The 21,304-nt window shown below is 72.6% G+C and carries 16 protein-coding genes; 13 read left to right on the forward strand and 3 right to left on the reverse strand.

Annotation, left to right across the window (positions count from 1 at the left end):
- Nucleotides 1–445 precede the first annotated feature (445 nt).
- Nucleotides 446–712, reverse strand: a complete 267-nt coding sequence (rpsT, locus tag ACTYVM_RS27605) for a 30S ribosomal protein S20 (RefSeq protein WP_400025241.1) — start codon at nt 710–712, stop codon at nt 446–448.
- 221 nt (nt 713–933) lie between these two features.
- Here rpsT and lepA point away from each other — a divergent pair, with 221 nt between their 5' ends.
- The 4 genes from lepA to hemW all read left to right on the forward strand — a co-directional run bounded on the left by lepA (nt 934) and on the right by hemW (nt 8,462).
- Nucleotides 934–2,802 (forward strand): translation elongation factor 4, encoded by a 1,869-nt coding sequence (gene lepA / locus ACTYVM_RS27610; protein ID WP_445528551.1) that lies wholly within the window; start codon nt 934–936, stop codon nt 2,800–2,802.
- A gap of 291 nt (nt 2,803–3,093) precedes the next feature.
- Nucleotides 3,094–4,968 (forward strand): AMP-dependent synthetase/ligase, encoded by a 1,875-nt coding sequence (locus ACTYVM_RS27615; RefSeq protein ID WP_445528552.1) that lies wholly within the window; start codon nt 3,094–3,096, stop codon nt 4,966–4,968.
- A gap of 229 nt (nt 4,969–5,197) precedes the next feature.
- Nucleotides 5,198–7,147, forward strand: a complete 1,950-nt coding sequence (locus tag ACTYVM_RS27620) for a SpoIIE family protein phosphatase (protein ID WP_445528553.1) — start codon at nt 5,198–5,200, stop codon at nt 7,145–7,147.
- An 82-nt stretch (nt 7,148–7,229) separates the two neighbouring features.
- Nucleotides 7,230–8,462 carry a radical SAM family heme chaperone HemW gene (hemW, locus tag ACTYVM_RS27625; RefSeq protein WP_400025248.1) on the forward strand — a complete coding sequence of 411 codons (1,233 nt, stop codon included), beginning with the start codon at nt 7,230–7,232 and terminating at the stop codon, nt 8,460–8,462.
- 108 nt (nt 8,463–8,570) lie between these two features.
- Here hemW and ACTYVM_RS27630 read toward each other — a convergent pair whose 3' ends face one another.
- Nucleotides 8,571–9,338, reverse strand: coding sequence for a DUF3097 domain-containing protein (locus ACTYVM_RS27630; protein WP_445528554.1), 768 nt, complete (start codon nt 9,336–9,338; stop codon nt 8,571–8,573).
- A gap of 198 nt (nt 9,339–9,536) precedes the next feature.
- Nucleotides 9,537–10,268 (reverse strand): MBL fold metallo-hydrolase, encoded by a 732-nt coding sequence (locus tag ACTYVM_RS27635; protein ID WP_445528555.1) that lies wholly within the window; start codon nt 10,266–10,268, stop codon nt 9,537–9,539.
- A 258-nt stretch (nt 10,269–10,526) separates the two neighbouring features.
- On the opposite strand from ACTYVM_RS27635, the gene hrcA reads away from it, so the two are divergent.
- The 9 genes from hrcA to ACTYVM_RS27680 all read left to right on the forward strand — a co-directional run bounded on the left by hrcA (nt 10,527) and on the right by ACTYVM_RS27680 (nt 21,238).
- Nucleotides 10,527–11,543, forward strand: a complete 1,017-nt coding sequence (hrcA, locus tag ACTYVM_RS27640; RefSeq protein WP_445528556.1) for a heat-inducible transcriptional repressor HrcA — start codon at nt 10,527–10,529, stop codon at nt 11,541–11,543.
- Entirely contained in the window at nt 11,544–12,683 is a 1,140-nt protein-coding gene (gene dnaJ / locus ACTYVM_RS27645; protein WP_445528557.1) for a molecular chaperone DnaJ, read from the forward strand.
- Between the two features lie 241 nt (nt 12,684–12,924).
- A complete protein-coding gene (locus tag ACTYVM_RS27650; protein WP_445528558.1) occupies nt 12,925–14,013 on the forward strand; it encodes a nitronate monooxygenase in 1,089 nt (362 codons plus the stop codon).
- Nucleotides 14,010–14,750 (forward strand): 16S rRNA (uracil(1498)-N(3))-methyltransferase, encoded by a 741-nt coding sequence (locus ACTYVM_RS27655; protein WP_445528559.1) that lies wholly within the window; start codon nt 14,010–14,012, stop codon nt 14,748–14,750. The genes ACTYVM_RS27650 and ACTYVM_RS27655 overlap by 4 nt, the downstream gene beginning before the upstream one ends.
- 214 nt (nt 14,751–14,964) lie before the next feature.
- Nucleotides 14,965–15,498, forward strand: a complete 534-nt coding sequence (locus tag ACTYVM_RS27660; RefSeq protein ID WP_445528560.1) for a hypothetical protein — start codon at nt 14,965–14,967, stop codon at nt 15,496–15,498.
- A gap of 109 nt (nt 15,499–15,607) precedes the next feature.
- Nucleotides 15,608–18,859, forward strand: a complete 3,252-nt coding sequence (locus tag ACTYVM_RS27665) for a S41 family peptidase (protein WP_510187051.1) — start codon at nt 15,608–15,610, stop codon at nt 18,857–18,859.
- Between the two features lie 100 nt (nt 18,860–18,959).
- Nucleotides 18,960–19,313 carry a histidine triad nucleotide-binding protein gene (locus ACTYVM_RS27670; RefSeq protein WP_445528562.1) on the forward strand — a complete coding sequence of 118 codons (354 nt, stop codon included), beginning with the start codon at nt 18,960–18,962 and terminating at the stop codon, nt 19,311–19,313.
- A gap of 6 nt (nt 19,314–19,319) precedes the next feature.
- Nucleotides 19,320–20,225, forward strand: a complete 906-nt coding sequence (locus tag ACTYVM_RS27675) for a ribonuclease Z (RefSeq protein ID WP_445528563.1) — start codon at nt 19,320–19,322, stop codon at nt 20,223–20,225.
- A 20-nt stretch (nt 20,226–20,245) separates the two neighbouring features.
- Nucleotides 20,246–21,238: an adenosine deaminase gene (locus ACTYVM_RS27680; RefSeq protein ID WP_445528564.1), complete on the forward strand. Its 993-nt coding sequence runs from the start codon at nt 20,246–20,248 to the stop codon at nt 21,236–21,238.
- Nucleotides 21,239–21,304 lie beyond the last annotated feature (66 nt).

Here is a 21,304-nt window from a genome sequence, read left to right on the forward strand (position 1 = left end):
GTACATCCAGTACGAGGGCCAGGGCCCGGCACTCCCCCAAGCTCTTCGAGCAGGGGGGACCCCCAGAGCACGCACCTGACGCCGCGAGGCCCGCCCTCCGGGCGGACGACGGGAGTTTGACGACAGGACCTAGGACCTGCTGCGAAAGTCCCGCCCACGAAAGTCCCGCCCACCCCGCGACACCCCGGCTTCCTTGCCCGTCACGCCTGCGCGCCCTTCGCGGCCCCGCACGCCTCCGCGACACGCCGAAGACCCCGTCGCTCTCCCTGGGGAAAGGGAGTGCGGCGGGGTCCTCGGTTCACGCCGGTCGGATCCGCGCCCGCGTGGCGAACGCAGGCCGCGCGCGGATCCGGGGGGCCGGTCGGGGGCGGATGAGAGAGGGCCCGCCCTCAGTCCTCCCGGCCAAGTCGGATCCCTGGGGATCCGTTCAGATCAAGAAAGGGGTTCAGCCCTTGAGGGCGACGACCTTGGAGGCCAGCGCCGACTTCTTGTTGGCGGCCGCGTTCTTGTGGATGACGCCCTTCGAGACGGCCTTGTCGAGCTGACGCGCGGCAGCGCGCTGGAGCTCGGTGGCCTTCTGGACGTCACCCGCGGCGGCGGCCTCGCGGGCCTTGCGGATCGCGGTCTTCAGAGAGGACTTGACGGCCTTGTTGCGCAGCCGGGCCTTCTCGTTGGTCTTGTTCCGCTTGATCTGGGACTTGATGTTCGCCACGAATGAGCCTTTTCAGGTTCTGGCACGGGGCCGCACGGGACCCGCACCGGTGATTTCTTGAGGTCGTGCCTCGCGCGTAGAGGGCATGAGACACAGTCGCCCAGGCTACCAGCGGCCCGCTGGGCGGCCCAAACCGGTCGCCGGTCCCCACCCGTGGGACCATGGAAGCTACGTATCGTTCCGACCCGAGGCACAAGGCGCCTCAAGAAACAGGACCCTGCGTGCCCGCGACCCCTGACAACGTGCCCGAGCCGAGCCGTACCGCCCCGGCTCTGATCCGCAACTTCTGCATCATCGCGCACATCGACCACGGCAAGTCCACGCTCGCCGACCGGATGCTCCAGCTGACCGGGGTGGTCGAGCAGCGGCAGATGCGCGCTCAGTACCTCGACCGCATGGACATCGAGCGCGAGCGCGGCATCACGATCAAGTCCCAGGCGGTGCGCCTGCCGTGGGCTCCCACCCACGACCCCGGCAACACGCACATCCTCAACATGATCGACACCCCGGGGCACGTCGACTTCACCTACGAGGTCTCGCGGTCGCTCGCCGCCTGCGAGGGGACCGTCCTGCTCGTCGACGCGGCCCAGGGCATCGAGGCCCAGACCCTCGCCAACCTCTACCTGGCGATGGAGAACGACCTCACGATCATCCCGGTCCTCAACAAGATCGACCTGCCGGCCGCGCAGCCGGAGAAGTTCGCCGAGGAGCTGGCCAACCTCGTCGGCTGCGACCCCGAGGACGTGCTGAAGGTCTCCGCCAAGACCGGCCTCGGCGTCGAGGCGCTGCTCGACCGGGTGGTCAAGGAGATCCCGGCCCCGGTCGGCGTCGCCGACGCCCCCGCCCGCGCGATGATCTTCGACTCCGTCTACGACTCCTACCGCGGCGTCGTGACCTACGTCCGTGTCATCGACGGTCAGCTCAACAAGCGCGAGCGGATCCGGATGATGTCCACCGGCGCCACCCACGAGCTGCTGGAGATCGGCACCAACTCCCCGGAGATGCTGCCGGCCGACGGTCTCGGCGTCGGCGAGGTGGGCTACCTGATCACCGGTGTGAAGGACGTCCGCCAGTCCAAGGTCGGTGACACCGTCACCAGCCAGCACAAGGGGGCCGAGGAGGCGCTCGGCGGCTACAAGGACCCCAAGCCGATGGTCTTCTCCGGCCTGTATCCGCTGGACGGCTCCGACTACCCCGAGCTGCGCGAGGCGCTGGACAAGCTCCAGCTCAACGACGCCGCCCTGGTCTACGAGCCGGAGACCTCCGCCGCCCTCGGCTTCGGTTTCCGCGTCGGCTTCCTCGGCCTGCTCCACCTGGACGTGATCCGTGAGCGTCTCGAGCGCGAGTTCGGTCTCGACCTGATCGCCACCGCCCCCAACGTGGTCTACCGCGTGCTGATGGAGGACGGCAGCGAGCACACGGTCACCAACCCCAGCGAGTTCCCCGAGGGGAAGATCGACGAGGTGTACGAGCCGGTCGTGCGGGCCACGATCCTCGCGCCCACCGAGTTCATCGGTTCGATCATGGAGCTGTGCCAGACCCGCCGCGGCACCCTCCTCGGCATGGACTACCTCTCCGAGGACCGGGTGGAGATCCGCTACACCCTCCCGCTCGCCGAGATCGTCTTCGACTTCTTCGACCAGCTCAAGTCCAAGACCCGCGGCTACGCCTCCCTCGACTACGAGCCCACCGGCGAGCAGAGCAGCTCCCTGGTCAAGGTCGACATCCTGCTGCACGGCGACAAGGTGGACGCCTTCTCGGCGATCACCCACAAGGACCAGGCGTACGCGTACGGGGTCCGGCTCGTGGCCAAGCTCAGGGAGCTCATCCCGCGGCAGAGCTTCGAGGTGCCCGTCCAGGCCGCCATCGGCTCCCGGGTGATCGCCCGCGAGACCATCCGCGCCATCCGCAAGGACGTCCTCGCCAAGTGCTACGGCGGTGACATCTCCCGTAAGCGGAAGCTGCTGGAGAAGCAGAAGGAGGGCAAGAAGCGCATGAAGATGGTGGGTTCCGTGGAGGTCCCGCAGGAGGCCTTCATCGCGGTGCTCTCCAGCGACGACAGCGCGGGGTCGGCCAAGGGCAAGAAGTGACCGCCTGGTAGCTCCGGGTGTGCGGCCGCCCACCCGGCGAAGCGGGTGAAAAAGGGGCCCGTCGTGCGAAAGCGCGGCGGGCCCTCGCGCATCCGCGCGGTAGCTCTGTGTGGTGGCTCTCCGGGGGAATGGCCGGGCGCGGCCCCTTACGCGGTGGCCGGTCGCGCCTTAGTCTGATCCTGCTCGTTAGTTACTCGTGAGTTAAGCAACAGTTCGAACCACCGAACCGCCACCCGAGAGTCACCCAGCCGCAAAGAGCCAGCCGCACTGCCGCGGGCCCCGGAGGATGTCGTGAGCGACGCACAGACCCTGATCGAGAACCGTCCGCCGTCCGTGGCGGCCCTCTTCCTGGAGCGCGTGGCGGCCACACCGGACGCCGAGGCCTACCGTTACCCCGTACCCGCGTCCTCCGGCGAGGGCCCGGACGACTGGAAGTCGCTGAGCTGGGCGCAGACCGCCGAGCGGGTCTACGCCATCGCCGCCGGACTCGTCGAACTGGGCGTGCGGCCGCAGGAGCGGGTCGCGCTCGCCTCCTCCACCCGTGTGGAGTGGCTGCTGGCCGACCTCGGCATCATGTGCGCGGGCGCGGCCACGACCACGGTCTACCCGCAGACCAACGCCGACGAGTCGGCCTTCATCCTCTCGGATTCCGGGAGCAGGGTGCTCGTCGCCGAGAACGCCGAGCAGCTGGCCAAGGCCGAGGAGAAGCGCGCCGAGCTGCCCGAGCTGCACCATGTCGTCGTCATCGACCCCGACGGCGTCGAGACCAGTGACCGGGTGCTCACCCTGGCCGAACTGGAGCGGCGCGGCGCCGCGCACCTGGGCGAGCACCCCGAACTGATCAAGGAGCGGGTCGGCGCGATCACCGGGGACCAGCTCGCCACCCTCATCTACACCTCCGGCACCACCGGCCGCCCCAAGGGCGTCCGGCTGCGCCACGACAACTGGTCGTACATGGCCAAGGCGATCGCCGCCACCGGCCTGGTCGGCGCCGACGACGTGCAGTACCTGTGGCTGCCGCTCGCCCATGTCTTCGGCAAGGTCCTCACCTCCGGTCAGATCGAGGTCGGGCACGTCTGTGCCGTGGACGGCCGCGTCGACAGGATCATCGAGAACCTGCCGATCGTCCGGCCCACCTACATGGCGGCCGTGCCGCGCATCTTCGAGAAGGTCTACAACGGCGTCGCCGCCAAGGCCCGCGCGGGCGGCCCGGCCAAGTACAGGATCTTCCAGTGGGCCGCCGAGGTCGCCCGCGAGTACGCCAAGGTCACCCAGGACAACTTCAAGCGCACCGGTACCCGTTCCGCGCCCTTCGGCCTTGCCGCCAAGCACAAGGTCGCCGACGCGCTCGTCTACGCCAAGATCCGCGAGGCCTTCGGCGGCCGGCTGCGCGCCTGCGTCTCGGGCAGCGCCGCCCTGGCCCCGGAGATCGGCTACTTCTTCGCCGGCGCTGGCATCCACATCCTGGAGGGCTACGGCCTCACGGAGTCCTCCGCCGCCTCCTTCGTCAACCCCGGCGAGGCCTACCGCACCGGCACGGTCGGCAAGCCGCTGCCCGGCACCGAGGTGCGCATCGCCGAGGACGGCGAGATCCTGCTGCGCGGCCCCGGCATCATGGAGGGCTACCACAAGCTGCCCGAGAAGACCGCCGAGGTGCTGGAGGCCGACGGCTGGTTCCACACCGGCGACATCGGCGAGCTCTCCCCGGACGGCTATCTGCGCATCACCGACCGCAAGAAGGACCTCATCAAGACCTCCGGCGGCAAGTACATCGCGCCCGCCGAGGTCGAGGGGCGGTTCAAGGCGGTGTGCCCGTACGTCTCCAACATCCTCGTGCACGGCGCCGACCGGAACTTCTGCACCGCGCTGATCGCCCTCGACGAGGTCGCGATCCTGGACTGGGCCAAGGAGAACGGCCTGGAGGGCAGGTCGTACGCCGAGGTCGTCGCCGCGCCGCGGACCGTCGAGATGGTCGACGGCTACGTCAGGCAGCTCAACGAGGGCCTTCAGCGCTGGCAGGCCATCAGGAAGTTCCGCCTGCTGCCGCGCGACCTCGACGTCGAGCACGGCGAGGTCACCCCGAGCCTGAAGCTGAAGCGGCCCGTGGTGGAGCGGGAGTACAAGCATCTGATCGACGAGATGTACGCGGGCGCGCGTGAGGCGTGATCGCTGAGCCGGTGCGGCCGGTGAACTCCCCGCGCACCTCGGACGCGCGGGGAACGATCACCGAACACGTTCACCGGCGCTCGGACCTGTCCGGCTTTGATCGATTCGATGGCGCAGATCTCCTGCAAGGCGGCACACTTCGGTAACTCGTTGCATATGGACGCAGTCGGTCTGTCACCCTGTCGGCATCGACCGAACCGATTCGTCCGGAGCGCCGGGGGAGCCGCAGATGGGGGCCATTCCGACACAGCGGGAGACCGTCTCCCGTGCCTTCGAGGTGCCCGCGCACGCGTCCGGCGCTCCCGCGCACGGCGCGGGCACGTGTCCGCAGGCACACGCCGCACTGCCGGGGTGTGCCCTGGCGCCCGGCTCCGCCCGCGCACTGCTGCGCGCCGCCCTGGCCGAGTGGGCGGACCTCGGGTTCGAGATCGGCGAGCGACTGGCCGACGACGCCCTGATCGTGGTGAGCGAGCTGGTCACCAACGCCGTCGTGCACGCGGGCACCGATGTCGAGCTGACCTGCCGGCTGGAGCCGGAGACCGGCGCCTGCGTGGTCGAGGTGGGCGACCAGCATCCCTCGCGCGCCCCCCGCGACCACGGCTCCGGGGCACCGCACGAACCCCCCGAGTACGGCCGCGGCCTGCGGCTGGTCGCCACGCTCTGCGAGGCGTGGGGCGTCACCTACCGGACCGGCGCCAAGACGGTGTGGGCACGGCTGCCCGCCGACGGCGGCACGGTGGAGGAGGACGAGGAGGCGTACGCCGCGGACGGCGGGCTCGGCATCGCCGAGGTCCTCGCGCCCGAGCCGCAGCGCGTCGGGCGGGAGCAGGACTGGCTGGGGCGCGGCGCGCTGTCCTTCCTCGCCGAGGCCTCCGACCTGCTCGCCGGGCAGCTCGACGAGGACCTGGTCGCCTCGCTGACCGGGCAGTTGCTCGTGCCCCGGCTGGCCGACTGGTGCGCGGTGTGGCTGGAGGACGAGTCCACCGGCCGGCGGGGGCCTTCGCGCTGGAGCTCGGGCGAGGGCGGCGGAGGCTGGAGCGACGGGACCGGCGCGGCCGGGCCGCGGCTCGCCCGGGTCTGGCACGGCTGCGAGAGCCGCATCGAGGAACTGCGCCGGGCCCTGGAGAAGGACCCGCCGCGCCCCGCCGACGGCCTGCGGTCCGGGCCCGCCCCCTACCCCTGGCCCGGGGAGGCCCTCGGCCCGCACGCGGGCCACGGCGAGGCGCTGGCGTACCGCCTGATCGCGGGCGGCCGTCCGCTGGGCACGCTGGTCATCGGGCGGACCGGGCTGCTCCGCTTCCCCGACGAGGTCACCGGGCTGGTCGAGGACCTCAGCCGCCGGGTCGCCCTCGCCATCGGCGCGGCCCGGCAGTACGCCCGCCAGGCCACCATCAGTGCCGTGCTCCAGCGCGGCCTGCTGCCCGGCGCGGTCGCCGAGATCCCCGGCCTGCGCAGCGCGCTGGTGTACGAGCCGTGCGACAAGGGCGGCCCCAGCGGCGACTTCTACGACCTCTTCCCGGCCGGCGACGGCCGCTGGTGCTTCGCCGTCGGCGACGTGCAGGGCAAGGGCCCCGAGGCCGCCGTCGTCATCGGGCTCGCCCGGCCCTGGCTGCGGCTGCTGGCCCGCGAGGGCTACGGCGTGGCCGACGTCCTGGACCGCCTCAACCAGCTCCTCCTCGACGACGCCACCGAGGCCGCCGACGCCGCCGCGCGTGTCCTGGTGGCGGTCGGTGGACGGACCCCGGTCCCCGGTGACACCCAGACCCGCTTCCTGTCCCTGCTGTACGGCGAGCTGGCCCCCTTCGACGGCGGCGTGCGCTGCACCCTCGCCTCCGCCGGGCACCCGCTGCCGCTGGTCCTCGGGGGCGCGGGCGGTGTGCGTACGGTGGCCCGGCCGCAGGCGCTGCTCGGGGTGATCGAGGACGAGACGTACTCCTGCGAGACCTTCGAGCTGAGGCCCGGCGACACCCTGCTGTGCGTCACCGACGGCGTCACCGAGCGGCGCTCCGGCTCCCGCCAGTTCGACGACGGCGACGGCCTCGCCACGGCCCTCGCCGGCTGCGCCGGGCTCGACGCGGAACCGATCGCCGACCGCATCCGCCGCCTCGTCCACGACTTCGGCACGGGCCCACCGGAGGACGACCTGGCCCTCCTGGTGCTCCAGGCCGAGCGCGACTAGCGGAACACGACGGCGGCGCCCAAGGAGCCGACCCGGCTCTCCGGACCGCGGGTTCCCTCCGGCGTGCTGGACAATGGAAGGCATGCCTTCCGCACTTCCCGATGGTGAGCCCGTTCCCGATGACGGGGCGCTGCCCGTGCAGGCGTTCGCCGGGGCGGCCGAGCGGCCCCTCGGGTTCTACCTGCACGTCCCCTACTGCGCGACCCGCTGCGGGTACTGCGACTTCAACACCTACACCGCCACCGAGCTGCGCGGCACCGGCGGGGTGCTCGCCTCCCGGGACAACTACGCCGGGACGCTGACCGACGAGGTCCGCCTCGCCCGCAAGGTCCTCGGCGACGACCCGCGCGAGGTCCGCACGGTCTTCGTCGGCGGCGGCACGCCCACGCTGCTGCCCGCCGAGGACCTGGTGCGGATGCTGGGGGCGATCCGCGACGAGTTCGGCCTCGCGGCCGACGCCGAGATCACGACGGAGGCCAACCCGGAGTCGGTCGACCCGGCCTACCTGGCCACGCTCCGCGAGGGCGGCTTCAACCGGATCTCCCTCGGCATGCAGAGCGCCCGGCAGCACGTACTGAGGATCCTCGACCGCACCCACACGCCCGGCCGCCCCGAGGCCTGCGTGGCCGAGGCGCGCGCCGCCGGCTTCGAGCACGTCAACCTCGACCTGATCTACGGCACCCCCGGCGAGTCCGACGACGACTGGCGGGCCTCGCTGGACGCGGCCCTCGGCGCCGGCCCCGACCACGTCTCGGCGTACGCCCTGATCGTGGAGGAGGGCACCGGGCTCGCCCGCCGCATCCGCCGCGGGGAGGTCCCGATGACGGACGACGACGTGCACGCCGACCGCTACCTGATCGCCGAGGAGACCCTGTCCGCGGCGGGCTTCGAGTGGTACGAGGTGTCCAACTGGGCCACCTCGGAAGCCGGCCGCTGCCTGCACAACGAGCTGTACTGGCGCGGCGCCGACTGGTGGGGCGCGGGTCCCGGCGCGCACAGCCACGTGGGGGGCGTGCGCTGGTGGAACGTGAAGCATCCGGGTGCGTACGCGGCGGCCCTGGCGGCCGGCCGCTCGCCGGGCGCCGGCCGGGAACTCCTCACCGAGGAGGACCGCCGGGTGGAGCGCATCCTGCTGGAACTGCGGCTCCGGGAGGGCGTCCCGCTGGACCTGCTGCGCCCGGACGGCCTGACCGCGTCCCGGCGCGCACTGTCCGACGGGCTGCTCCAGGAGGCGCCGTACGAGGCGGGCCGCGCCGTGCTCACCCTGCGGGGCAGGCTCCTGGCCGACGCGGTGGTGCGGGACCTGGTGGACTGAGGCATTACCCCCGCAGCGGCGGGGAGGACGAACTGCTCGGCCGGGTGGACCAGCTGATCGACGGTTCACCCCCGCGTCGGCGGGGAACAGCCCACCGGTCCCGACATGTCAACGGCCCGGAGCACCCAGGGTTACGGTCACATGGTCGATGAGGCGCTCCACACTTCCCAGTAGCGCGGGCTCCAGGTCCTTGTACGAGTGGACCTTGGACAGGATCCCCTGCCAGGCCGCGCCCGTGTTGTCCGGCCAGCCCAGGGCGCGGCACACACCCGTCTTCCAGTCCTGGCCGCGGGGGACGCGGGGCCAGGACCCGATCCCGAGCGAGGACGGCTTCACGGCCTCCCAGACGTCGATGTACGGGTGGCCGACCACCAGGGCGTGCTCGCTGGTCACCGACTCGGCGATGCGCCACTCCTTGCTGCCGGGGACCAGGTGGTCCACGAGGACCCCGAGGCGGGCGTCCGGACCGGGCGCGAACGCCTCGACGACCGCCGGCAGGTCGTCGACGCCCTCCAGGTACTCCACGACCACGCCCTCGACGCGCAGGTCGTCGCCCCACACCTTCTCGACCAGCTCGGCGTCGTGCCGGCCCTCGACGTAGATGCGCCCGGCGCGGGCCACGCGCGCGCGTGCCTCGGGCACGGCGACCGAACCGGATGCCGTACGGGTGGGCCGTACCGGGCCGGACGACGGCTTCACCAGGGTGACCACCCGGCCCTCCAGCAGGAAACCGCCGGGTGCGAGCGGGAACACCCGGTGCTTGCCGAAGCGGTCCTCCAGCGTCACCGTGCCCGCCTCGCAGCGGATCACCGCCCCGCAGAAGCCGGTCCCGGGCTCCTCCACCACCAGACCCGGACCGGCGGGAACCTCCGGCACGGTCCGGGGCTTCTTCCAGGGGGGAGTGAGATCGGGCGAGTACACACGGGTGTGCGGGCCCGAAGGGCCCTCGTTGGAAGGGCGGTGGTGGGAGACGGGTGGGCGGGGGTGCGGGCCCGAAGGGCCCTCGTTGGAAGGGCGGTGGTGGGAGACGGGCGGGCGCATTCGAGTGACTATATGGACAGGGTCCGGGTCCGATCAGCGCGACACGCCGAAGCGCGCGGCCAGCGCGTCCCGCTGGGCGCGGACGAAGGCGGCGTCCACCACCGCTCCGTGGCCGGGGACGTACAGCGCGTCCTCGCCGCCGAGGGCCAGCAGCCGGTCGAGGGCGGCGGGCCACCGGGACGGCACGGCGTCCGGGCCCGCCTGGGGTTCGCCGGACTCCTCGACCAGGTCGCCGCAGAACACCACGGTCGGGTCGCCCGGCACCACCACCGCGAGGTCGTGCGGGGAGTGCGCCGCACCCATGTTCGCCAGCAGCACCTCCCGCCCGCCGCCGAGCCGGAGGGTGAGCCGGTCGCGGACCTCGCGGCCGGGCCGTACCAGGACGGCCGCCGCCTCCTCGGCCTCCCTGGCGTCCAGCCCCTGGCGCACCGCGTCTTCGCGCAGCTCCGCGCGCTCGCCGCGGTCGCCGAACACCGCGTTCGCGCCCTCGGCGGCGAAGATCTCCGCGCCGGTGAACTCCGCCGCCCCGAAGACGTGGTCGAAGTGGGCGTGGGTGAGCGCGAGATGTGTCACATCACCACCGGCGAGCGTTCGCGCCCACGCACGCAGCCGTGCGCCCTCCGCGCGGCTCGAACCCGCGTCGACCAGCAGCGCGGTGCCCTCCCCGAGCACCAGCCCGGTCGTGCAGTCCCACACGGGAAGACGGCAGCGCCCGACCCCGTCCGCCAGCGGTTCCCAGCCCGGCTCTTTCCCCGTCACGGTCATGGTCGCGTTGATACCACGGTCATGGTCACGGCCACAGGGTGACGCCAAGGTCTCAAGGGGGAGGGGTGACGGCAAGGCCCCAAGAGAGGCGACATCCCGGCCGATCCCGGGTGATCCCGGTCCCGACCTCGCAGGCTGTCGGGGCCCGGCCTTGCCGGGGGCGTACCCGGCGGCCGTACACTGGGCCGGGTAGAGCTGGCACTCCTATGCGCAGAGTGCCAGGCGGGTGGCCGAGGAACGACCCTGGAGGTGTGCGCGATGCTCAGCGAGCGGCGGCTTCAGGTGTTGCGCGCCATCGTCCAGGACTACGTCGGCACCGAGGAGCCGGTGGGTTCCAAGGCCCTCACCGAGCGGCACGGCCTGGGCGTCTCACCGGCCACGGTCCGCAACGACATGGCGGCCCTGGAGGACGAGGGCTACATCGCCCAGCCGCACACCAGTGCCGGCCGTATCCCCACCGACAAGGGGTACCGCCTGTTCGTCGACAAGCTGGCCGAGGTCAAGCCGATGACCGCGCCCGAGCGGCGCGCCATCCACCACTTCCTCGACGGCGCCGTCGACCTCGACGACGTGGTGGCCCGCACGGTGCGGCTGCTCGCGCAGCTGACCCGGCAGGTCGCCGTCGTGCAGTACCCGTCGCTGACCCGTTCGACCGTGCGGCACGTGGAACTGCTGGCGCTCGCGCCCGCACGCGTGATGCTCGTGCTGATCACGGACACCGGCCGGGTCGAGCAGCGGATGATCGACTGCCCGGCGCCCTTCGGGGAGACCTCCCTGGCCGACCTGCGGGCGCGGCTGAACAGCCGGGTCGCGGGCCGCCGGTTCACGGACGTCCCGCACCTCGTCGAGGACCTGCCCGACGGCTTCGACGTCGAGGACCGGGGCACCGTCGCGACCGTGCTGTCCACCCTGCTGGAAACGCTCGTCGAGGAGAACGAGGAGCGGCTGGTCATCGGCGGCACCGCCAACCTCACCCGCTTCGCGCACGACTTCCCGCTCACGATCCGGCCCGTACTGGAGGCGCTGGAGGAGCAGGTCGTGCTGCTGAGGCTGCTCGGTGAGACGCAGAATCCGGGCATGACCGTGCGCATCGGTCACGAGAACGCCCATGAAGGACTCAACTCCACGTCCATCGTGTCGGTCGGCTACGGTTCGGGCGGCGAGGCAGTGGCCAAGCTCGGCGTGGTCGGACCGACCCGCATGGATTACCCGGGAACGATGGGAGCGGTACGCGCAGTGGCACGGTACGTCGGACAGATCCTGGCGGAGTCTTAGGTGGCCACGGACTACTACGCCGTACTCGGCGTACGCCGCGACGCGTCGCAGGACGAGATCAAGAAGGCGTTCCGCCGGCTCGCCCGCGAGCTGCACCCGGACGTCAATCCCGATCCCAAGACGCAGGAGCGGTTCAAGGAGATCAACGCCGCCTACGAGGTGCTCTCCGACCCGCAGAAGAAGCAGGTCTACGATCTCGGCGGCGACCCCCTCTCGCAGTCCGGTGGGGGCGGCGCGGGCGGCTTCGGAGCCGGCGGTTCCTTCGGGAACTTCTCCGACATCATGGACGCCTTCTTCGGCACGGCGTCGCAGCGCGGACCGCGCTCGCGCACGCGCCGGGGCCAGGACGCGATGATCCGGCTCGAGGTCGAGCTGGACGAGGCGGCCTTCGGCACCACGAAGGACATCCAGGTCGACACGGCCGTCGTCTGCAACACGTGCAGCGGCGAGGGCGCGGCCCCGGGCACCACCGCGCAGACGTGCGACATGTGCCGCGGCCGGGGTGAGGTCTCGCAGGTCACCCGGTCCTTCCTGGGCCAGGTCATGACGTCGCGCCCGTGCCCCCAGTGCCAGGGCTTCGGCACGGTGGTGCCCACCCCGTGCCCGGAGTGCGCCGGTGACGGCCGCATCCGCGCCCGCCGCACCCTGACCGTGAAGATCCCGGCCGGTGTCGACAACGGCACGCGCATCCAGCTCGCGGGTGAGGGCGAGGTCGGCCCCGGCGGCGGTCCGGCCGGTGACCTGTACGTCGAGATCCACGAGCTGCCGCACTCGACCTTCCAGCGGCGCGGTGACGACCTGCACTGCACGGTCACCATCCCGATGACCGCGGCGTCCCTCGGCACCAAGGTGCCGCTGGAGACCCTGGACGGCCTGGAGGAGGTCGACATCCGTCCGGGCACCCAGTCCGGCCAGTCGATCCCGCTGCACGGCCGGGGCGTCACGCACCTGCGTGGCGGCGGCCGGGGCGACCTCATCGTGCACGTCGAGGTCCAGACCCCGACCAAGCTCGACCCCGAGCAGGAACGCCTGCTGCGCGAGCTGTCCAAGCTGCGCGGCGAGGAACGCCCACAGGGCCAGTTCCAGCCGGGGCAGCAGGGTTTGTTCTCGCGGCTGAAGGACGCGTTCAACGGGCGCTGACACCGGGTGGGTCTGCCGGGGGTCCGGGGGTCGTCCCCCGGGCAGGCACAGTCAGCCGGGGCAGCAGGGGTTGTTCTCGCGGCTGAAGGACGCGTTCAACGGGCGCTGACGCGGGACTGGGGCCAGCCGGGGCCCGGGGGATCGTCCCCCCGGGCCGGTGCGGTCTGGAGGGGTTTCCTCCGGCATATGCCAGAGGTCGCCCGGATGTGGACTCGTCCCAAGGACGTGACAACATGCCGTCATGTCCTCCGCACTGACCGATCTCTTCCCGCACCCGATCGTGCAGGCGCCGATGGCGGGCGGTCCCGCGGTGCCGCCGCTCGCCGCGGCGGTGTCCGATGCCGGCGGACTCGGGTTCCTCGCCGCCGGTTACAAGACCGCCGACGGCATGTACCAGGAGATCAAGCAGCTGCGCGGACTGACCGGCCGCCCCTTCGGCGTCAACGTGTTCATGCCGCAGCCGGAGAGCACCGAGACCGCCGCCGTCGACCTCTACGCGCACCAGCTCGCCGGCGAGTCCAGCTGGTACGAGACCGAGCTCGGCGACCCGGAGTCCGGACGCGACGACGGCTACGACGCCAAGCTCGCCGTGCTCCTGGACGACCCGGTGCCGGTGGTCTCCTTCCACTTCGGCGTGCCCGCCCGCGAGGTCGTGGACTCCCTGCACCGGGTCGGCAGCTTCGTCCTGGCCACCGCCACCACCGTCGAGGAGGCGCTCGCCGTGGACCGGTCGGGCGCGGACGCGGTGATCGCCCAGGGCGTGGAGGCCGGCGGCCACCAGGGCACCCACCGCGACGTGCCGGAGCAGGACGGCGCCGGGATCGGCGTGCTCTCGCTCGTCGCCCAGATCCGTGAGGCGGTCGGCCTGCCGATCATCGCCACGGGCGGCATCATGCGCGGCAGCCAGATCGCCGCCGTGCTCGCGGCGGGCGCCGGCGCGGCCCAGCTCGGCACCGCCTTCCTGGCCACCCCCGAATCCGGCGCGCACGACCGGCACAAGCAGGCGCTGACCGACCCGGTGTTCCCGCGTACGGAGCTGACCCGGGCGTTCTCCGGGCGGCCGGCCCGCGGGCTGGTCAACCGTTTCATGCGGGAGCACGGCCCGTACGCCCCCGCCGCCTACCCGGAGGTCCACCACCTCACCGCCCCGCTGCGCAAGGCGGCCGCCAAGGCGAAGGACGCGCAGGGCATGGCACTGTGGGCGGGCCAAGGCCACCGGATGGCCCGCGACCTGCCCGCCGGGCGACTGGTGGAGGTGCTGGTCGCCGAACTCGACGAGGCACGGGCGGCGCTGGCGGCCGGGCCGGCGGCAGGAGGTGACGCGCGATGACCGCGCCGGTGTTCGTCGTGGACGAACTGAAGGACCTGGGCACGGAGTTCGTGCTGGACGGCCCCGAGGGGCGGCACGCGGTCTCGGTCAAGCGGCTGCGGCCGGGCGAGGACGTGGTGCTCACCGACGGCCGCGGGCGCTGGACCGAGGGCGTGGTGAAGGCCGCCGAGGGCAAGGACCGGCTGGTGATCGCGGATCTGGCGGCCCTCGTCGAGGAACCTCCGGGGTCCCCCCGCATCACCGTCGTCCAGGCCCTGCCCAAGGGCGACCGCGGTGAACTCGCCGTGGAGACCATGACCGAGGTCGGCGTGGACGCGATCGTGCCGTGGGCCGCCTCCCGTTGCATCACGCAGTGGAAGGGCGACCGCGGTCTGAAGGCGCTCGGCAAGTGGCGCTCGACGGCGCGCGAGGCCGGCAAGCAGTCCCGCAGGGCGCGCTTCCCCGAGGTCGCGGACGCGGCGACGACCAAACAGGTTGCCGCACTTCTGGCCGAAGCCGACTTCGCCGCCGTGCTCCACGAGAGCGGCGATGAACGCCTGGCCACCGTCGAACTCCCCGCCGAGGGTGAGATCGTGCTGGTCGTCGGCCCCGAAGGCGGTGTCTCCCCCGAGGAGTTGGCGCAGTTCGGGGACGCCGGCGCGAAGGCGTACGTGCTCGGGCCCACCGTGCTGCGCACGTCGACCGCCGGCACCGCCGCGGCCGCCCTGCTGCTGGGCCGTACCGGCCGCTGGTCCTGACCGGCAGGTCACGCCCCAACCGGCCGGCCCCACGACCGCAGACACGGCCGCACGCACGGCCGACCGGTCGGCCGCACGAGCACGGTCACGCGCGGCGCGCACGTGACCGTATGCGCTCTACCGCCCCGGACGCGGCGGTGGCAGTCTGCCGTACGTGGGGGCATTGAGACGGATTCGGCACCTGGCGCGCGGGCGGCGGGTGAGGGGTGCGGCGGTGCTCGTGGTGGTCGCCGCGGGCGGGGCCGTCGCCTGTGATCCCGGCGGGCTCAGCGCCGCGTCCGCGGCGTACACGACCGGCAGGACGGCGACGGCGGAGCTGAACCGGCGGCACGCTCCCGTGAACTGGCTCAGCTGCACGGGCAGCGACGACGGCGGCGGCCGGACACGCACGGCGGGGAATCAGGGGAATCAGGGGAACCGGTCGCCGTCGGCGTCCGGGGCCACCGTGGTCTCCGTGGACTGCCAGGGGGAGACCAAGGACGGCCGGAAGATCACCGTCACCGGGAAGGTCACCCGGGCCGTCGACGGGGCCTGTGTGCGCGGGGACCTGACCGCCAAGGTGGGCGGCAAGGTGTGGTTCCACGTGCGCGGCCTCGGCGACTGCGGCGCCACGACCCGGCCGGCGTACCGGCCGCCCGTCACCTACCGGCCCACCCACGGGCAGCCGGAGCCGGCGGTCACGGTGACCGTCACGCGCACGATCTGGTGCCAGGGCGGTCCCACCTGCTGGCCCGTCCGCGGCAAGTGAGGCCGCGCCGCCGCCGGTTGACGTGCGAGGGTCCTTCCGACCCCTGTCCGCGGCGGCCGCCGCTGCGTAGGGTGATCACGTGACTCAGCCCGCATCGTCTTCGCCGCCCCTGTCATCCGTATCGTCCGCCTCCGCCGCGTATCTCCGGTACCCGCATCTGCGTGGCGAGTTGGTCGCCTTTACTGCCGAGGACGACGTGTGGCTCGCGCCACTGGACGGCGGCAGGGCCTGGCGGGTCAGCGCCGACAACGTACCGGCGAACCATCCCCGCATCTCGCCCGACGGCACCCTCGTCGCCTGGACCTCCACCCGTGACGGCGCACCCGAGGTGCACATCTCCCCGGTCGACGGCGGCCCCGCCAAGCGGCTCACCCACTGGGGGAACGGGAAGACCAGGGTGTGCGGCTGGACCCCCGACGGCGAGGTCCTCGCGATCAGCACCCAGGGCCAGGCGAGTCTGCGCCGCACCTGGGCGCGCGCCGTGCCGCTCGACGGCGGACCGGCCACCACCCTGCCGTACGGGCCCGTCGGCGACATCGCGTACGGCCCGCACACCGTGCTGCTGTCCGCGGGGAGCCGCGAGGCGGCCTGGTGGAAGCGGTACCGCGGCGGCACGGCGGGCAAGCTGTGGATCGACCGTGAGGACACCGGGGAGTTCGTCCGGCTGCACGAGGACCTGGACGGCAACATCGAGTACCCGCTGTGGGTGGGGATGGGGGTACCCCCTGGTCGAGCGGATTCGAGACCTTGGGGGAGGATCGCGTTCCTCTCCGACCACGAGGGCACCGGCGCGCTGTACTCCTCCCTCGCCGACGGCTCCGACCTGCGCCGGCACACCCCGTTGGACGGCTTCTACGCCCGGCACGCCGCCACCGACGGCACCCGGGTCGTCTACACCAGCGCCGGTGAACTCTGGCTCCTCGACGACCTGGACGGCGCCGAGCCGCGCCGCATCGACGTCCGGCTCGGCGGGCCGCGCGTGGACCTCCAGCCCTATCCGGTGAGCGCCTCCCACTGGTTCGGCTCGGCGTCCTCCGACCACACGGCGCGCGGCAGCGCGGTCGCCGTGCGCGGCGCCGTCCACTGGGTCACCCACCGCTCCGGCCCCGCCCGCGCGCTCGCCGCCGAGTCCGGCGTACGCACCCGGCTGCCGCGCACCTTCCGTGCCGAGGGCGAGGAGTGGGTGGTGTGGGTGACGGACGCCGAGGGCGAGGACGCCCTCGAGTTCGCGCCGGCCACCGGCCTGGCGCCCGGCGCGACCCCGCGCCGGCTGGGTGCCGGACAGCTCGGCCGCGTCCTGGAACTCGCCCCCGCCCCCGACGGCAGCCGCGTGGCCGTCGCCTCCCACGACGGCCGGCTGCTGCTCGTCGAACGCGACAGCGGCGAGGTGCGCGAGGTCGACCGCAGCGAGGACGGAGACGTCAGCGGCCTCGCCTTCTCCCCCGACTCCGCCTGGCTGGCCTGGTCGCACCCCGGCCCGCAGCCGCTCAGCCAGCTCCGCCTGGCCAACACCACCGACCTGTCGGTCACCGAGGCGACCCCGCTGCGCTTCAGGGACCACGCGCCCGCGTTCACCCTCGACGGCAAGCACCTCGCCTTCCTCTCCCACCGCTCCTTCGACCCGGTCTACGACGAGCACGTCTTCGACATGGCGTTCGTCGAGAGCTCCCGCCCGCACCTGATCACGCTCGCCGCGGCGACCCCCTCGCCGTTCGGCCCGCAGCGCCACGGCCGGCCCTTCGAGGCGCCCGACAAGGAGGAGACCCCGGACAGCGAGGGCGTCCCGACGACCCGGATCGACCTGGAGGGCCTGGCCGACCGCATCGTGCCGTTCCCGGTCGAGGCCGCCCGCTACTCCGACCTGCGCGCCGCCAAGGACGGCGTGCTCTGGCTCAGGCACCCGGTGCGCGGAGTCCTCGGCACCTCCCGCGCCACAGCCGACGACCCCGACCCGAAGACCGAGCTGGAGCGCTACGACCTTCTCCAGCAGCGCCTCGAGTCCCTCGCCGCCGACGCCGAACACTTCGCGGTCAGCGGCGACGGCAAGCGGGTCCTGCTGTGGACGGACGGCAAGCTCAAGGTCGTGCCCAGCGACCGGCGTGCCTCCGGCGACGAGGACAGCGACACCAACATCACCGTCGACCTCGGCCGGGTCCGGCAGACCGTCGACCCGGCCGCCGAGTGGCGGCAGATGTACGAGGAGACCGGCCGCATCATGCGGGACCACTACTGGCGGCCGGACATGGGCGGCGTCGACTGGGACGGCGTCCTCGACCGCTACCGGCCCGTCCTGGACCGGATCGCCACCCACGACGACCTGGTCGACCTGCTGTGGGAGGTGCACGGCGAACTGGGCACTTCGCACGCCTACGTCATGCCGTCCGGCGGCCTCGGGCACGACGGCACCCGGCAGGGGCAGCTCGGCGCGGACATCTCCCGGCACGAGGACGGAAGTTGGCGCATCGACCGGATCCTGCCCTCGGAGACCTCCGACCCGGGCGCGCGCAGTCCGCTCGCCGCGCCCGGTGTCGCGGTGCGCGCCGGGGACGCGATCGTCGCGGTCGGCGGCCGGCCGGTCGACCCGGTGACGGGCCCCGGACCGCTGCTGGCCGGCACCGCGGACAAGCCGGTCGAACTCACCGTCCTGCCGGCCGGCGGGGGCGACCCGCGGCACGCGGTCGTGGTTCCCGTCGCCGACGAGGAGCCCCTGCGCTACCACGCGTGGGTGGCCGACCGCCGGGCCTACGTCCACGAGCGGTCCGGCGGTCGCCTCGGCTACTTCCACATACCGGACATGATGGGGGCCGGCTGGGCACAGATCCACCGCGACCTGCGCGTCGAGATGGCCCGCGAGGGACTCGTCGTGGACATCCGGGAGAACCGCGGTGGCCACACCTCCCAGCTCGTGGTGGAGAAGCTGGCCCGGCGGATCGTCGGCTGGGACCAGCCGCGCGGCATGCGGGCGTACAGCTACCCGCTGGACGCGCCCCGCGGCCCGGTCGTCGCCGTCGCCAACGAGTTCTCCGGCTCCGACGGCGACATCGTCAACGCGGCGATCAAGGCGCTGGGCATCGGGCCGGTCGTCGGCACCCGCACCTGGGGCGGCGTGATCGGCATCGACAGCCGCTACCACCTGGTCGACGGCACGCTGATCACCCAGCCCAAGTACGCGTTCTGGCTCGAGGGTTACGGGTGGGGCGTGGAGAACCACGGGGTGGACCCGGACGTCGAGGTGGCGCAGCGCCCGCAGGACCACGCGGCGGACCACGACGCCCAACTGGACGAGGCGATCCGGATCGCACTGGAGGCGCTGCAGGAGACGCCGGCCAAGACCCCGCCGTCCCTGCCGTCCCTGCCGTGACCGTCCGGGGTCCGGGGGCCGCGGCCCCGGACCCCGCTGGGTCTCGCCGCCCTGGATACCATGCCCCCGTACTCGACCAACCCGGCGTGAGGAGCACCGCATGGCAGGGGAACCGCAGGACGACTGCCTGTTCTGCAAGATCGTCGCGGGACAGGTCCCGGCCACGATCGTCCGCGAGACGGAGACGACCGTCGCCTTCCGCGACATCAATCCCCAGGCGCCGACCCATGTCCTGGTGATCCCCAAGGCGCACTACAAGGACGCCGCCGCCCTCGCCGCCGAGGCCCCCGGGCTCGCCGCGGACGTCCTGCGCGAGACGCAGGCGATCGCCGACGAGGACAAGCTGGACAGCTACCGCGTCGTGTTCAACACCGGTTCCGGCGCGGGCCAGACCGTCTGGCACGCCCATGCCCACGTGCTCGGCGGCCGCGGCCTCCAGTGGCCCCCCGGGTAGACCGCCGTGTCCGTCCGTGAACTGGTCGTCCTCGGCACCGCCAGCCAGGTGCCCACCCGGCACCGCAACCACAACGGCTATCTGCTGCGCTGGGACGGCGAGGGCGTCCTGTTCGACCCCGGCGAGGGCACGCAGCGCCAGATGCTGCGCGCCGGGGTCGCGGCGCACGACCTGAACCGGATCTGCGTCACCCACTTCCACGGCGACCACAGCCTCGGCCTGGCCGGGGTGATCCAGCGGATCAACCTCGACCAGGTGCCGCACGGGATCACCGCCCACTACCCGCGCTCCGGCAAGCGCTTCTTCGACCGCCTGCGGTACGCCACCGCCTACCGCGAGACGGTCGAGCTCACCGAGGCCCCGGTCGACGCGGACGGCGTCCTCGCGACCACCCCTGCGTACACCCTCGAGGCCCGCCGGCTCTCCCACCCGGTGGAGTCCTTCGGCTACCGGCTCGTCGAGCCGGACGGGCGCCGCATGCTGCCCGAGCGGCTCGCCGCGCACGGGATCAAGGGCCCGGACGTGGGCCGCCTCCAGCGCGAGGGCTCCCTGGACGGGGTGCCGCTGGAGGCCGTCAGCGAGGTGCGGCGCGGACAGCGGTTCGCGTTCGTCATGGACACCCGGCTGTGCGAGGGCGTGCACGCGCTCGCCGAGGACTGCGACCTGCTGGTCATCGAGTCGACCTTCCTCGACGAGGACGAGCGACTCGCCGTCGAGTACGGCCACCTGACGGCCGGGCAGGCGGCGCGGGTGGCGCGGGACGCGGGCGTGCGGCATCTGGTGCTCACCCACTTCAGCCAGCGCTACACCGAGTCCGGGGACTTCGAGCGGCAGGCGCGGGCGGCCGGGTTCGACGGCGAGCTGACCGTGGCGTACGACCTGCTCAGGGTGTCGGTTCCGAAACGCCGCTGACCAGGTCGTACGATGCTCTGATGCCCCTGCCGAAAGCCGAACTGCACCTGCACATCGAAGGCACCCTGGAGCCCGAGCTGGCTTTCCGGCTGGCCGCGCGCAACGGTGTCGAGCTGCCGTACGCGGACACCGACGCGCTCGGCAAGGCCTATCGGTTCGAGGACCTGCGGTCCTTCCTGAACCTGTACTACGAACTCATGGCCGTCCTGCGCACCGAGCAGGACTTCGAGGACCTGGCCGACGCCTATCTCGCGCGTGCCGCCGCGCAGGGTGTGCGGCACGCGGAGATCTTCTTCGACCCGCAGGCCCACCTGGCCCGGGGCGTCGGCATGGGCACGGTCGTCGAGGGGCTGTGGCGGGCGCTGGCGCGCAGCCAGGAGCGGCACGGCGTGTCCACCCACCTGATCATGTGCTTCCTGCGCGACGAGTCCGCCGAGTCGGCCATGGAGACGCTCGACGCCGCCAAGCCGTACCTCGACCGGATCGTGGGCGTCGGCCTGGACTCGGCCGAGGTGGGGCACCCGCCGGCGAAGTTCCGCGAGGTGTACGAGGCCGCCGCCGCCCTCGGGCTGCGCCGGGTGGCGCACGCCGGTGAGGAGGGCCCGCCGGAGTACATCAGGCAGGCCCTCGACCTGCTCGGCGTCGAGCGCGTCGACCACGGGCTGCGCTGCATGGAGGACCCGGAGCTGGTCGCCCGCCTGGTGCGCGACCGGATCCCGCTGACCCTGTGCCCCCTGTCGAACGTCCGCCTCCGCGCGGTCGACACCCTGGCCGACCACCCGCTGCCCGCCATGCTGGACGCCGGCCTGCTGTGCACGGTCAACTCCGACGACCCGGCCTACTTCGGCGGTTACGTGGGCGAGAACTTCCACGCCGTACGCGACGCCCTGGGGCTGAGCAAGGACCGGCTGCGCGAACTGGCCCGCAACTCCTTCCTCGCCTCCTTCCTGGAACACGACGAGGAGCGGCGCCGGCGGTACCTCGCCGAGGTCGAGGCGTACGAGTTCCCGTAGGTTCACGCCGAACCCGTCCTCCCCCCCCCGCATGCGCCGGGCGCCCCGTGCGCCCCGCGCATGCGG

This window comes from Streptomyces cyslabdanicus (assembly GCF_052663305.1).